General features: G+C 41.0%; 13 protein-coding genes. 5 read left to right on the top strand and 8 right to left on the bottom strand.

From position 1 onward, the window contains the following. Positions 1-81 precede the first annotated feature (81 nt). The 3 genes from U9S71_RS11265 to U9S71_RS11255 are packed head-to-tail and all read left to right on the top strand — an operon-like array spanning position 82 to position 6333. Entirely contained in the window at positions 82-3657 is a 3576-nt protein-coding gene (locus U9S71_RS11265) for a SusC/RagA family TonB-linked outer membrane protein (RefSeq protein ID WP_326327550.1), read from the top strand. Positions 3658-3664: 7 nt separating this feature from the next. Further along, positions 3665-5026, top strand: a complete 1362-nt coding sequence (locus U9S71_RS11260) for a RagB/SusD family nutrient uptake outer membrane protein (RefSeq protein WP_326327549.1) — start codon at positions 3665-3667, stop codon at positions 5024-5026. A 29-nt stretch (positions 5027-5055) separates the two neighbouring features. Beyond that, positions 5056-6333 carry a TlpA family protein disulfide reductase gene (locus U9S71_RS11255; RefSeq protein WP_326327547.1) on the top strand — a complete coding sequence of 426 codons (1278 nt, stop codon included), beginning with the start codon at positions 5056-5058 and terminating at the stop codon, positions 6331-6333. A 12-nt stretch (positions 6334-6345) separates the two neighbouring features. Here the strand turns inward: U9S71_RS11255 and U9S71_RS11250 are convergent, their stop codons facing one another. The 8 genes from U9S71_RS11250 to U9S71_RS11220 form a co-directional block, all read right to left on the bottom strand. Further along, positions 6346-7389: a hypothetical protein gene (locus U9S71_RS11250; protein ID WP_326327546.1), complete on the bottom strand. Its 1044-nt coding sequence runs from the start codon at positions 7387-7389 to the stop codon at positions 6346-6348. A 61-nt stretch (positions 7390-7450) separates the two neighbouring features. Then, the gene (locus tag U9S71_RS21065; RefSeq protein WP_436410323.1) at positions 7451-7663 is read right to left on the bottom strand and encodes a DUF6520 family protein; all 213 of its coding nucleotides are present in this window, start codon (positions 7661-7663) and stop codon (positions 7451-7453) included. A gap of 411 nt (positions 7664-8074) precedes the next feature. Next, entirely contained in the window at positions 8075-8539 is a 465-nt protein-coding gene (locus U9S71_RS11245) for a MauE/DoxX family redox-associated membrane protein (RefSeq protein WP_326327545.1), read from the bottom strand. A 136-nt stretch (positions 8540-8675) separates the two neighbouring features. Then, on the bottom strand, positions 8676-9050 hold the full coding sequence (locus U9S71_RS11240) for a helix-turn-helix domain-containing protein (RefSeq protein WP_326327544.1): 375 nt from the start codon (positions 9048-9050) through the stop codon (positions 8676-8678). A gap of 35 nt (positions 9051-9085) precedes the next feature. Further along, a complete protein-coding gene (locus U9S71_RS11235) occupies positions 9086-9901 on the bottom strand; it encodes a sensor histidine kinase (RefSeq protein ID WP_326327542.1) in 816 nt (271 codons plus the stop codon). After that, positions 9891-10547 carry a hypothetical protein gene (locus U9S71_RS11230; RefSeq protein WP_326327541.1) on the bottom strand — a complete coding sequence of 219 codons (657 nt, stop codon included), beginning with the start codon at positions 10545-10547 and terminating at the stop codon, positions 9891-9893. Before U9S71_RS11230 ends, U9S71_RS11235 begins: the two co-directional genes overlap by 11 nt. Before the next feature lie 11 nt (positions 10548-10558). Further along, complete coding sequence (locus U9S71_RS11225) at positions 10559-11080, bottom strand: hypothetical protein (RefSeq protein ID WP_326327539.1); 522 nt, start codon at positions 11078-11080, stop codon at positions 10559-10561. A gap of 36 nt (positions 11081-11116) precedes the next feature. Beyond that, complete coding sequence (locus tag U9S71_RS11220) at positions 11117-11746, bottom strand: response regulator transcription factor (RefSeq protein WP_326327538.1); 630 nt, start codon at positions 11744-11746, stop codon at positions 11117-11119. Between the two features lie 201 nt (positions 11747-11947). On the opposite strand from U9S71_RS11220, the gene U9S71_RS11215 reads away from it, so the two are divergent. Further along, entirely contained in the window at positions 11948-12778 is an 831-nt protein-coding gene (locus U9S71_RS11215; protein WP_326327536.1) for a helix-turn-helix domain-containing protein, read from the top strand. A 278-nt stretch (positions 12779-13056) separates the two neighbouring features. Further along, positions 13057-13902: an RteC domain-containing protein gene (locus U9S71_RS11210; RefSeq protein WP_326327535.1), complete on the top strand. Its 846-nt coding sequence runs from the start codon at positions 13057-13059 to the stop codon at positions 13900-13902. The last annotated feature ends 62 nt before the right edge of the window (positions 13903-13964 follow it).

Here is a 13964-nt window from a genome sequence, read left to right as displayed (position 1 = left end):
ACCACTTCCGGCGATTCGCCAGGCTTCTCAAAACTTATCACTGTTTCTAGCAATTTAGTATTTACCTAACTCAACAAATGTATGAATTTTAACATTCATGCCAATGCGATAGTATCAAAAGTCCATTCTGCGCATCCCATTGGCAGCAATACCCCGGCTCCTTATCTTCTTGCCATGAAGCTTTCCTTGATATTGATGACGGTTTTCAGTCTGAACGTAACGGCAGGTGCCATTGCACAGAAGATAGATATTCATGCCAAAAATGAGCCGCTGAAAAACGTATTACAGGAAATGAGCAGGCAAAGCGGGTATGCATTCCTCTATAAAGACAAAGGCTTCACCAGTGCCAGACCCGTTACCATACACCTGCATAGCAAAGACCTGTTCGAGGCATTACCGCTCGTTCTGGCCAACCAGCCGTTTACCTATGAAGCGAATGGCAAAGTCATTTCCATCATACCAAAAGAAATAGGCATATTGAAAAAAACCGGCCGACAGGTAAGCCAGCAAACCATCCGAGGAAGGGTAACTGATTCGTTGGGGAATCCTTTGCAGGGTGTAACGGTACAGGTGAAAGAATCCGGTTGGCAAACCATCACAGACCGGGATGGGTGGTATGAAATTGAAGGGGTATATCCGACGGAAACGTTGCGTTTTCGATTGCTTAGTTATGAGCCGTTTGAAACGGTTGCTAACAGGGCGGAGATTGATGTTACGCTTAGACTCCTGTATAGTGAGTTGGAAGAAATAGACGTTGTGAGTACGGGTTATCAGGAAATACCTAAGGAGAGGGCGACCGGCTCATTTGTACATATTGACAATGAATTATTAAATCGGAGAGTCGGTACAAACTTAGTTGATAGACTTGAAGGTATTACAAGTGGATTGGTCTTCTATAGATCGAGTAGTACTAATGAACCCACTTTGAACATCCGAGGCAGAAGCACAATATTCGCAAACGATCGGCCCCTAGTTGTCATAGATAATTTTCCTTTTGACGGTGATATAAATTCTATAAATCCTAATGACATACAGGATATATCAATTTTAAAGGATGCAGCAGCAGCCTCAATATGGGGTGTGAGAGCAGGGAATGGCGTCATCGTTATCACAACGAAAAAAGGAAGTATCAGGTCTCGTCCAATAATAGAACTAAATACAAACATTACAATTGCACCGAAACCTGATTTCAATTATATCCCCATGATGACATCGCCTGATTTTATTGAGGTCGAAAAAGAATATTTTTCACGAGGATATTATGAAAGTTTAGAGAGTAATGCAAATAAACTGGCGCTATCGCCCGTAATAGAAACATTGATTGCCTCTAGGGATGGTACAATTTCAGAATCATTAGCACTCGATGAACTTGAAAGACTTAAGAGAAATGATGTAAGAGATGATTTTGCAAAGTATCTATATCGGAATAGTATCAACCAACAATATGCTTTAAGTGTCCGTGGTGGTGGAGAGCGTTCAACTTTCTACATTTCGGGGGGCTATGATAATAATATGAGAAATGAGCGACGAAATTACTATGAGCGGTTAAACCTAACAGCTGCCAATTCATTGTACATTTTTGATAAACTTCAATTTCACAGCAACGTAAATATATTCCACACCGCAACTACCCAAAACAATGGAGGAATAAATGATTTGGTTTCGCGCAACGCGAGAAAATATTACCCTTATTCAAATTTCATCGATGGGTCTGGAAATTCCGCTTCTGTCAACTACGACCATAATAATGGCTACAAACAAGAAATGGAAAGTGCCGGCTTCATGAATTGGGATTATTATCCACTTGATGAACTATACAACGCCGACAACTTCACAAAAGTCTCAGGTGCCAGAATCAATACTGCCTTAAAGTATGAATTTCTAGAAGGTTTGACAGCGGATATTCTTTATCAATATGAGAAACAATTTACGCGAAACAGAATTATCAGAGGGACAGACACTTATTTTACACGTGATCTAATAAACACTTACACTCAATTATCAGAAGGTAGTTTGACTTATCCCGTTCCCGTAGGAGCTATCTTTGACCGCCGAAACAACGACTTAACTGGGAATACCGTTCGAGGGCAACTTTCCTATCAAAAGAATTTCAGTCAAAATCATAGTTTGTCCGCTATTATTGGCAGTGAGGCAAAGCAGGTAAAGATTCAAATTGATGAAAGCAGACTATATGGTTTTGATTCCGAAACAGGGATAAGCCAGAACGTCAATTACAATCAAAGGTACAATACGAACCCAACCTCAGGTCGAAACATACCGTATCCCAAAAATTTTGACATCCTGACAGACCGGTTTCTATCTTACTATATAAATGGTGCTTATACATTGAAGAACAAGTACACCTTTTCATTGAGCAGTAGAATTGATAAGAGTAATTATTTCGGGGTAAAATCCAATCAGCGTAGCGTACCATTGTGGTCAGCTGGAATGAGTTGGGAAATATCAAGGGAGCGTTTTTATAATGTAGGTTGGTTGCCGTATCTCAGGATGAAAGCGACGCATGGTTACAGCGGAAATATCGACAAAAGCATAACTGCATATGTTACAGCATCCTATGAGCCAGACTACTTGACAGGTTTCCAAACAGCATACGTTGTTTCCCCCCCCAATCCTCGATTGCGATGGGAAAAAGTCAATATAACAAATATCGGTCTTGACTTCAGAATTCGTAATTCAATAATTTCAGGTTCCATAGAATACTTCACTAAGCGAGGGCTTGACCTTATAGGGGAGTCGTTGCTTGACCCTACGATGGGAATCAATTCATTCAAAGGAAATCTTGCAAATATGGTAGGCTCTGGTATTGACATAGATATAGCTACGAACAATATAACTACTCCTTCTTTCTCATGGTCAACAAATTTACTATTTAGCTCCGCGAAGGATAAAGTTACCAAATATCACAGGGAGCAAACGTCTGGATACAGTTATATCCAGCTTGGAACAGGATCGCTGCCGCAACTTGCACCTTCCGTTGGTAGACCGGTATACTCACTTTATAGTTATCGCTGGGCCGGACTTGACCCACAGACCGGAGATCCCATAGGTTACCTTAACGGAGAAGAAAGCACAAATTACACTGCAATTCAAGCGACTAATAACCCTCTCGACTATGTCTACAATGGCCCTGTAAATCCGACCTTTTTCGGAGGTATAAGGAATACAATTCAATGGCGGGAAATCAGTTTTTCTTTTAACATCACCTACAAACTTGGCCACTATTTCAGACGCTCTTCAATTGACTACAATGCGCTTCTCAACAACGGTATTGGGCATAGCGATTATGCTCTACGATGGCAGAAACAAGGAGATGAGTTAACAACAAGCGTCCCATCTATGCCAACATCCACACCTAGCATATTCAGGGAGACCTACTTCTATCTAAATTCAGAGATTTTGGTAGAGCGGGCTGATCATATCAGGCTTCAGGACATAAGTCTATCCTATAATATCGGCCAAAGTAAACTTAGGGGTACCCTATTTAGAAGCTTTGACATATACATGTATGCAAACAATCTGGGTGTATTGTGGCGCAAAAACAAACATGGTATTGATCCGGATGCTATCCCTAACAGCTCGGCGGTTTATTTGCCAGCTCCACGTTCTATTTCCATAGGTCTAAGAACTAAATTCTAAATACGTCATGACAATGAAACCAATATACTCTATCCTATCGTTTCTATCGTTGATAGCTTTTATATCATGCGGCGAGCAATGGTTAGACAAGAAGTCGAGCCTTTCGCTAGTTGTCCCTAGCACTTTACGGGATTTAAAAGCATTGTTAGATAATACGGCAATTATGAGTGAGACAATGCCAGTACTTGGTGAAGCTGCGAGTGATAATTATTTCGTAACCTATAACAGGTGGCAGGTGAATAGCCGAATATATGCTAATGCCTACGTCTGGTCGAATGATATTTACAATGATGTCGACATCAACAATGAGTGGAACTATCCATACAGGAAGATTTATTATACCAATATTGCACTTGAAGGCCTCCAAAAATTACAACCGAATCCTTATGAACAAGATGCATATAATAATGTCAGAGGCATGGCGTTGTTTCATCGTGCGGACGCCTGGCACAGGCTTAGCCAGATATTTTCAGCCTCTTACTATAATACATCTTCTGCAACGGATAGCGGCATCCCTCTAAGGCTAACGACAGATGTCACGACGCCACTTAAATTATCCACTGTCGGGGAAGTGTATCAACAAATTGTTGCAGACTTAAAAAAGGCAAGCGAATTACTGCCCATCAAACCTGCGTTTAAGACAAATCCGTCAAAGCCAGCCGCCTTCGCTACTTTGGCAAGGGTGTTTCTAACGATGGAAAATTATGAATTGGCACTCATGTATGCGGATTCCTGCTTGCAGTTGTATGACACATTGCTGGACTATAACCAGCTAAATCCAGCTGACGCATATCCCATACCCTTTTTAAATGATGAAGTGATTATCCAAATGAGGCTTTTTCCGGGGTCATTATTTGGAAACAATTATTTTGTTGATTCGCTTTTATATGAGTCCTACGAAGAAAATGATTTGCGCAAGACCATCTTTTTCAGAGATAAGGGGCTGGGAGGGTATAATTTCATTGGTAGCTACGATAATGGGGTCTTCAATTTTGGTGGCATAGCTACGGACGAAATTTATTTAATCCGGGCAGAATGTTATGCAAGGAATGGTGACATCGGGAATGCACTAAAGGATCTTAACACCTTATTAGAAAAGCGTTGGAAATCTGACACGTTTGTGCCGCTTGTTGCAAGTAATCAGGAAGAGACATTAACGTTGATTCTAACGGAAAGAAGAAAAGAGTTAATCTTTAGGGCACTTAGATGGTCTGATCTACGAAGGTTAAATAAGGATACACGATTTGCAAAAACCTTAGTCCGTGTATTGAATGATCAGACTTACACTCTCCCTCCCAACGACACGAGGTATGTTTTTCCTTTTCCACCGAACGTTTTGAGGTTAGGCGATTACGAAAATCAGTTTTAAAATTCACAGATATTTTTAAAAGAAGAAGTATGAAAAGATTTAGTGGTATACTGTTTTTGCTTTTGTGCGTTCCCTCGCTATTCGCGCAATCACTTTCAATTTCTGATATGATTGGGAAACCATTCCCTGATTTCAAGTTCAATACATTAATCAACTCTTCATCATCAGAAATAACGCTGAAGGACTTAAAGGGCAAGTATTTATTACTGGATTTCTGGGGAACATTCTGTGCTCCCTGTATTGCAAATATGCCTAAAACATCCACATTACAGGAAAAATTTAAAGGTCAGCTAAATATCATATTGGTTGGAATTGATGGGAAGGAAAAAATCCAGAATCTCTATAACCGGATGGAAACGGTTGGCAAACCCATCACCTTGCCTATCGCAGTGGATACTACCTTGTCAAAAAAATTCAATATTAAAACAGTCCCGCATTATATCTGGATTGACGACCAAGGCGTCTTACGTGCAGTGACCAATGATAGTTATGTGACTGAAGAAAATCTGCGATTGTTTGTGAGTGGAAATAGAGTCAATTTTCCCATAAAAGAAGACGACTCACAATATTTAGTTACAGACGACAGTAAACCTCTTTTCATTAATGGTAACTACTCAGGCGATTTAAACGTAAAGTTTCAATCTGTTCTAACCGGATATCAAGAAGGCATTTGGGCCGGAGGATATTATCCTCCGAACGGCAAAGGTACTCATGTTGGTGTATACAACAGACATATCATGTCATTGTATACGACAGCTTACGGTGATGAAAATAGGCCATTCCCTTATCACAGGGTGCGATTTGAGACCCCCGATTCTGCATTATACAAGATGACAGGAGACTATAGTATGGAGAAATATAAGGCTGCTGTATGCTATGAATTGATTGTCTCGGAGGAGAAATCCAAAGATATTCTGAAAATCATGCAGAAAGATTTGAAAAAGTTTTATGATTTGGAGGTCGTTATCGAATACGCACCTGAATTATGCTATGTATTGGTTAAAAATAATGACGTCAACTTACTGGCAAGCGATGAAAAGTCGTCCGCAAAAGCCAGTTTAACTGGAGTCCAATTAAAGAATATGCCATTGTCGAAACTATTGTATTACCTATGGTTTTTTAATCAGCGAAAAACGTTTTTGAATGAAACGGGGATAGCTGAGAATGTTGATGTAAGGCTGGATGCCTACATGAAGGACATCGATGACGTAAACAATAAGCTGCGGCAGTATGGGCTTGAACTCAAAAGGGAATACCGCTCCACAAAACAAATGGTTTTAAAGGACAGAAATCCTCAGATTAACTAATCCACCGTAGGGCTAAATCTCCTTAGTTAGTGAGTAAGCCACCACATTACTTTTGTAAAGGACCAAAAGAATATCTTGGTAACGTCTGAATTTTAGCGCTTTTTCATTTTTAAAGGGAGGTATATAGAAGCTACCTATATACTTCCCGTTTTTTAATCTATATACATCTATCACTGAATTTCTGTTAAAAATATCTGACCGTTCATTATCTCCCTTAACTGCCGATTGCAGAAACAAGATGCCGTTATAAACACAGCCTTCATAACTTACAATCTGTGGGGCAGACGACAATGTATAGGTCGATGAAACATGTGCTACCGTACTCCTGTTTGTAATCACATTGTCTATCGTCTTGTGTAACACTGTGTTTTGGAGGGTAGTATCCATACACAGAAATCCATTCTGATAAAAGAATGTATAGCATAAGTTTTGCGTAGCCGTATCATAATATAGCAAACCATCTGTTTTAATAACGCCGTTTGAGCCATCCCAGTTACCACTATCTGAAATTTTTTCCTGATTATCCGAAAGGGATATATTTTTGAACACATGCCAAGATTGATTCTCTGCAACTCCTCTTACCACAAACGTGTTGGCAGAAATATTTACAGCCCGAATAAAAGGAGATTGCATTGGGCGGCTCCAACAGGTGTCATTTTGCAAGTCGTATCGTATGATAGTTGGCACATTGGACCCATAAATGTATAAATATGGAAACAGAACTTGAATACGAAACAAGCTTGTTAACGTGTCATTCACAGAAAGTTTAAGCGTTCTATGATTAAATCCTTCCAACTTTAAAGTTGATGAATACAGCTTGTCTGCACGATTGGATTGAAAGTAAATTGAATCGTTTGTAAATCCTGCTATGTGGGTAACGTCATTGGGTTTTCCTTGTACAGATTTCGCTTTGAGGTAGTCAGAAAATAGAATCCTTGTAAAACCATTTCCTTCATTCAAAGGTTTGGGCATAATCCAAAACAATATCACGACAACAATAAGTGCCAACAATATAATTACCAGAATATTTAAAATGGACTTTCTTTTCTCAACCATATGTAACAATATTAAAAGTACGCTGTCAATACAATAATCGACAGCGTACAGTTGGAAGATATTACTGCATTGGGTTGAATGGCCCTGTTTTATAAGAACCTCCAATCACGGTATTGTAGCAACATACTTCTTCATTTGTCTGTGTGCATGTCCCGTTCTGCTCAACTATTGAGCATAGGTCAGGTTCAGGATCATTTGCTTTTGTCGCAAAAGCTGCACCGATTCCTAATACGAATGCTATCGCTGTAAGCGATAATTTCACTTTGTGTCTCATGGTGAAAAAAATTTTATGTTTAAAAAAATTGCGATGCTACATGCTTCGATTTTTAAGCATTGTGGCGGTTAGAAAATGCCCGCTTTTTGTTCAGCACTCAGGAAAGCGGGTTTCTTCCTGATGGTGCTGTCCTCCCCTGATAATAGCATACACCCAATCTGCTTGGCCTAACCGGTCGGGTCTGTGTGTATTATGCAGGTTCGGAAATATTGTTATCTTCAATTATTCCCATCCTTTTTGAAACACATCGGACAACGGATTGCCCGATGTGAGTTACTTATATGCCCATTCTCGCAGGGAAACGCGTCCCTTCATACCGATACCGCATCAAAGTTGCCAGTACAACGGTTTCTATGCATTGGCAGGATTGAAAACTCTTCGGGGGCAATCCTGCCGCAACATCGGTATGCATCACACACCCGGGACGGGGTGTGTTTTAATAGTACTCCCCCTCGTTGCATTGGTCTGCCTTTGCCCTGCAACCGAAAATATGATCCCCACTATTGCCAGCCCCACGAATACCAAATTGAATATTATATGTTCCGTCCATCCCAATGAGCTCAGTATGCCTCCGCAACTGCAAGGGATATAATAGCTGAAATTCAGAATGGCAATGATATATGCCGTAAACATCACCATCATAAATAGCGAAGCATACAAACCCAAAAGCCTGAATCGTTTGAGTAATAGCATCCCTGCAATAAGGAGTTCCGATACAGGAACCGCTATCGCAGCGAACCCGGCAAAATCTGTCAGCAGGGGTGATTTGCCCAGCTGCACTTTGAATGTTTCGTAATCCAACAATTTGCTCAACGCCGCATATACCCATAGCAATATGAATAAGGATGTGATAATTTCAATCGTCGTTTTCTTCATAAGATGGTGTTGAGATTGTTGATGTGAAATTACACCGAAGGATGTGCTAGTTTTGATAAAACATGTGCATTTTCAGAGAAACATGTGCATTTTTGAAAAAAGATGTGCATTTTTTGAAAAAGATGTGCAATTATGTTTACTTCACTTTCTGACGGCTCATCTGCTGCATTAATAACTCAAACGGCGCATATCCAAAAAATGAACGAAAAGCATGGGTAAAACTTGTCCTGTTTTTATAGCCTACTGAGGAAGCTATTTCACATACGGTTGCATTTTTTTCATGGATTAGTGTCTGTGCATGAAGCATCCTGCATTCTAAAATATACTTGCGTAATGTCATTTTATATACATGCTGAAATTGTCTTTTAAGCCTGGAAGGGTTACAATCAAATAAAGAGGCTAATCTTTCCGTACTTAAATTGGAGGAGAGATGACTTCCAATATATACACGGATGGCTTCCAACCTTTGCAGGTCGGCCTCGAACAATATCATTGCTTTTCTCTTGCCCATACAAATATGCTTTCATCACAAAGGGGCATTCATTGTCAATTTCTTTTTAGAGGCCTACTACTTGGGGTTTCTGCTTTGTCAATCGTCAGCGTGACAATACACCCCTTTCCTTCTGCGGTTTTGATACTCAGGTTTCCGTTCAGCAATTTGGCCCGCTCCTTCATATTCCGAAGACCCATCGTGCCTTTCCCTTCTATTTTTTCCTGATTATACCCTTTGCCGTTATCGACAATACGAATCATAAAGCCTTTGGGTGTATGGTCAAGATTGACTTCCAGTAAGCTGGCTTTGGCATGTTTTAGCGTATTATGAATGACTTCCTGAGCAATACGATATACCAATAACTGCTTTTCCGGATCCAGCGAATGGCTGTCGCCCTCCGTATGTATAAAACAGGCCATATCCGAGGCTGTCCTGATCTGTTCCAAATCATCTTCCAGTACTCTCGACAATCCTCTTTCCTTTATGAAATCACTATTCAGGGAATGGCTGATGTCATGGGTGTGGTTAATCAGTTGGTCGGTTAATTCCGATACGTATTTTATCAGCTTTAGCTGGTAGGAATCGTAAGCACAGCTTTCTATGACGTGCAGATGCATCCGGGCAAGGTGTGCGATCTGACCAATATTATCATGCACTTCCTTGGATACCTGGGTCATCGTGAGCTCCCGTTCCTCAAAACATAATGACAGTTCCCTATGTTGCATTTCCAGCAGCAATTGTTGTTTTTCGAGGTAATGGCGGTTCATCCTCATGCGCTGAATAACAAAAAAGTACACGATGAAAAATGCAAATACGACAAGCACCAAAGTGCTTGCGAAGATGAGTTGTGAAAACAAATTATCTGACATCCTTTTGCATTTTTGGAGTAAGGAATAAGAGCAAGGCAGTCCCTATGTTCGTTATCAGGTTTACCATAAACATGGAAAGCAAGATGAACCTGTTATGCTGCTCCAACCGAAGCTTGTAATATTGGAACAGTGTCCAGTTAAAATAGGTGATACTCCAAAAAAATATGAGAATAACACATGCCCAAAAATGAGGCTCCACCTTCACATCGAAATAGTCATAGCTATACAGCATTTGAGCCAATGAGAACATCGCCATTGCAATTACTATCAAAGCTTGGTAATGCAGAAAATAACTGGGAAACTGATTGACAGATTGTAGAAAAAAATTACTGATAATACCGATGGCGGTACTGATAGCTGCAATGATATAACCTACCTTGTATTTATGGAATAAAGGAATGCTGTAATTAAAGTACATGCAGGTAAAGAATATACTTACAATGCTTGATACTGCATATACCCCCAGATTATTCCCATACCTGATTGCCAAAATGTAGGCGAGCACTTCACTAATCATTGTAGTACAAATCAGCATCCAAAAAAATTTCATTCCAGTATCAAGCTTACGGTAGCGCCACAGACCATTCCCAACAGCCAGTGCAAGGCTTCCAATCAGCAGGTTGTTTGTTACATAATAAGATTCCATAAGTGGCATTATTAGGGTAATAAAGGACTTTCTGCGTCACCGGGATTTCCTGCCACGTCGGGAGGGCAACCCGGAGGACAGGGTGAGCTGTAGTCCAGTACAAAGCCGTCATCAAAGTATATGGCATCTCCATTATTATTATATCCTGCAATGACAATCGTCAGGGCATTTCTGTTATAGCCGTCATAGACACCATCGTTCCCGGCATTGATATAATCCAGCCGGTGAGCCAACATCAATTTGAAATAAGCGATATCACCCGGTGTCTGGTTGATATATTGCTCCAACTGGTCAGCACTGATAATCAGGGACTGAAGATCCGTGTCATTGTTTGTATAGTCAATGCTGGCAAGATAACTGCCAATCATTTTATTCGCAGAGTCAATCGGTATGAATTGGGAATATGCGGATTCGACCCTTGTTTGTAAGTTTGTTTGGGGCGAATCGCCGTTTTGAGGGGTTTGCTCGGAACTGTTTCTGCATGCCTGAGTAGTGAATGCCAAGATGCCAATAAATAGGACTGTGTTTTTCATGTTATATTTATTTTAGTGTGAATAAACTAATGTTTTTTAGGGTACAATACCTGATTTCATGGCCACAAGCACCAAGCCGATACGGCTGTTGACCCCGAATTTGGCAAAAATGCGTTCACAGTACCCATGAACAGTTCTGGATGAAACGTTCATGGCTTCGGCAATCTGTTCATAAGAAAGATCGGAGCAGCAATACTGCAAAAATTCCATTTCCCTCTCCGTAAAGTTGATGGCACTTTCTTTCACATGTTGAACCATGTGATAGAGCTTGTTGCTGACAAGTTCTGAAAAATAAAATCCCGTCTCGTGAATAAGCTGTAAAGCCAGTTTGATTTCTGCCGGGGAAGTGCTTTTCAACAAATAGCCATTTGCACCTGCCTTAATCATCCGAATGATATTCAGGTCTGATTTATAAGCGGTCAAAACCAAAACGCCTATTTCCGGCCACCGTTTTTTCATCTCCGCAACCAAGGCAAAGCCATCCATCACCGGCATACTGATGTCCACCATACAAATGTCCGGTAACACTTCCTCCTGCTCCAGTAGTTGTAACATCTCCTCACCGTGTTCGGCTTCCAATACAAACTTTATTTGTGCAGAACTTAACAGGGATATTGTCCCTTTCCTTACGAGTTCATGGTCATCGGCATAGGCTACCTGTATCATATATACTGTTTAGTCGCTAAAAATAACCTATGATTACTTTAAAAAACAGGGGGAAATTTACCCCTCATTTTGGGGGGTAAATTTCCCCTCATAAAATATTAAAACAATATTGTAGCTTATGCGCCTTTTTTTAAAAACAAGCATTAAGCAATGCCACACTCGCGGGAAAATAATTCATACGGAATAGAAACTCATTTTTATATGCTGTTTCCGGTACAACCGGCATTACAGGATTGCGTAGAATCTATTTTTATTCTGGACTGGGATGCAACCCGTTATTCTTTTGATTCGGTATATACCTATCCGTGGTCGGTAACCAGCCATATCTTTATTACTATCCACAATGAACCCTCGATGACCAAGCCACCGACAGAAGGCCAATTGTTGGATCAGCCACAGAATTTTATTATCGGTCCACGGCTCCTGAAAGATACCGTTGATCTGGGGCAACGCCGCCATATTGTGGGCATTGCTTTTAAGCCCGGCGGGATAACACGTTTATCAGGGATACCCGTTTGCGAATTAGTGAACAACCGGATAGACGCCTCATTGGTTTGGGGCAATGAAATAAATCGGTTGGCAGACAGGCTAAAGAATGCAAAGAGCAATCATGAGATTTTTATGATAACGGAACTATTCCTCCTCCAAAAAGCAACCGGTATAAAACCTTTATCTGTTTTTGACAGGGCTATCAACGAATTGATTAGAACCAAAGGGAATCTATCCGTCAAAACAGTTGCGGACTATGCAGGCCTTAGCATACGGCAGCTACAACGGAAATCCCTGCATATCTTGGGCATCTCTCCTAAGCTATTTGCTAAGATTATGCGTTTTACAAGTGCCTGTATCTATAAAGAAGCGCATCCTGCCATGCCTTGGTACAGGATTGCATACGAATTCGGTTATGCAGACCAGATGCACATGATCCATGATTTCAAAATATTTTCAGGTGCCACACCCACTGCCATGGATTTGCGCATCAGGAACTCCGACCCCAAGCTTATAACCACCCTTGAAGGGAAAATACGATAATGTCGCGTTTGCTCTATGTTAGCGTTCCATGAACAACTATATTAGCCTCTTGATTGCTCCTTTTGATACGGCTGCCCGTTGCTTTGTCAGATCATACCTTAACCCGGTCGTTAGAAGTCACCATCCATGCCGATAGTATAACTTATTTCATCTTGGATGGACGCTACTTCGTGATTTAATTTCACTACTTCAGGAAAACACCGGAAGAACCGGATACCGGCAGCGTTGTATTGTCCCTATTTTCGAACACGGAATGACAGATATCAAATGAAGGTGTTATGCATCAATTTATCCATAGCCTGTATGAAGAAATGAAGGCGTCATTAGAAGAGGCGGCTCTTTCGGCAGCCGGTGACCCATTGCAACAAGCGGCCCAATCCTGTGAGGCAATACAGGCTGTTTTGCAGCGATTAAAAGCGTATATGGTGCGTTATGATTTTAAAAGTAAAGTGGAGGAGATACGTTTTTTCAAGGAGATAAAGCCAAAATTCTTCTGCGAACTCATTTTTTATACGGAACTCTACCATATAGAGCTGAACAAACCGATGGGCGGCAAAAAAAAATTGCAAAGTTTTCTAAAGCGGACACTGGAAAGGTTCGATGATTTCCTTACCCGTAACAGGATGCTGTATAGCTATTACCGAACCGGTCAAACCACCCAAGATGAATTGTTTTTTATCAGAGATGCCGGTAAAGAACAGCAGCCGGTGCCGCATGAATATTCCCTTGATCTGGATCCCCAGTTCTCTACGCTGCATAGCTCTATGCTGGCCAGAATGCAGGCATACGAACAGCTCATTGAATACATTCAGCAAATGATGTACAATTTAGCACATCCTGCATGGAATGCAATTACTCCCACCAACCGGCCAAGCTTATGGACAGACTCTAAGACCGCACTGATTGAACTGGCTTATGCGATGCACGCCAGAGGGTCAATCAATCATGGGAAAGGGGATATAAAAACCATCGTCGCCAGTCTGGAGATTGCATTCGGCGTTCAGGTAGGTAATTTTTACCGGGCTTTCCAGAATATGCGCATCCGCAAAAAGAATCGGACGACTTACTTAGACGCCCTGAAGGAAAACCTGGAACGGCACATGGATGAAACGGATTGGGGATAGAATATGGCAACACGACGCCAAATCCAACATCCCACTGCAACATTAATAGCTGAAATAACCAT

Origin of the sequence: Parapedobacter flavus, from assembly GCF_035818675.1 — a bacterium.
GTDB classification, from domain to species: Bacteria; Bacteroidota; Bacteroidia; order Sphingobacteriales; family Sphingobacteriaceae; genus Parapedobacter; species Parapedobacter flavus.
Note: the sequence above shows the minus strand (reverse complement) of the source record. Positions and strands in the feature narration are given on the sequence as shown.

Bases quoted from the DNA above. Each gene is read 5' to 3' on its own strand.
- U9S71_RS11225 (WP_326327539.1), bottom strand. From the start codon at position 11,080: ATGAAAAACACAGTCCTATTTATTGGCATCTTGGCATTCACTACTCAG.
- U9S71_RS11215 (WP_326327536.1), top strand. From the start codon at position 11,948: ATGCTGTTTCCGGTACAACCGGCATTACAGGATTGCGTAGAATCTATT.
- U9S71_RS11240 (WP_326327544.1), bottom strand. From the start codon at position 9,050: ATGGGCAAGAGAAAAGCAATGATATTGTTCGAGGCCGACCTGCAAAGG.
- U9S71_RS11265 (WP_326327550.1), top strand. From the start codon at position 82: ATGAATTTTAACATTCATGCCAATGCGATAGTATCAAAAGTCCATTCT.
- U9S71_RS11245 (WP_326327545.1), bottom strand. From the start codon at position 8,539: ATGAAGAAAACGACGATTGAAATTATCACATCCTTATTCATATTGCTA.
- U9S71_RS11210 (WP_326327535.1), top strand. From the start codon at position 13,057: ATGCATCAATTTATCCATAGCCTGTATGAAGAAATGAAGGCGTCATTA.
- U9S71_RS11250 (WP_326327546.1), bottom strand. From the start codon at position 7,389: ATGGTTGAGAAAAGAAAGTCCATTTTAAATATTCTGGTAATTATATTG.
- U9S71_RS21065 (WP_436410323.1), bottom strand. From the start codon at position 7,663: ATGAGACACAAAGTGAAATTATCGCTTACAGCGATAGCATTCGTATTA.
- U9S71_RS11220 (WP_326327538.1), bottom strand. From the start codon at position 11,746: ATGATACAGGTAGCCTATGCCGATGACCATGAACTCGTAAGGAAAGGG.
- U9S71_RS11255 (WP_326327547.1), top strand. From the start codon at position 5,056: ATGAAAAGATTTAGTGGTATACTGTTTTTGCTTTTGTGCGTTCCCTCG.
- U9S71_RS11235 (WP_326327542.1), bottom strand. From the start codon at position 9,901: ATGTCAGATAATTTGTTTTCACAACTCATCTTCGCAAGCACTTTGGTG.
- U9S71_RS11230 (WP_326327541.1), bottom strand. From the start codon at position 10,547: ATGGAATCTTATTATGTAACAAACAACCTGCTGATTGGAAGCCTTGCA.
- U9S71_RS11260 (WP_326327549.1), top strand. From the start codon at position 3,665: ATGACAATGAAACCAATATACTCTATCCTATCGTTTCTATCGTTGATA.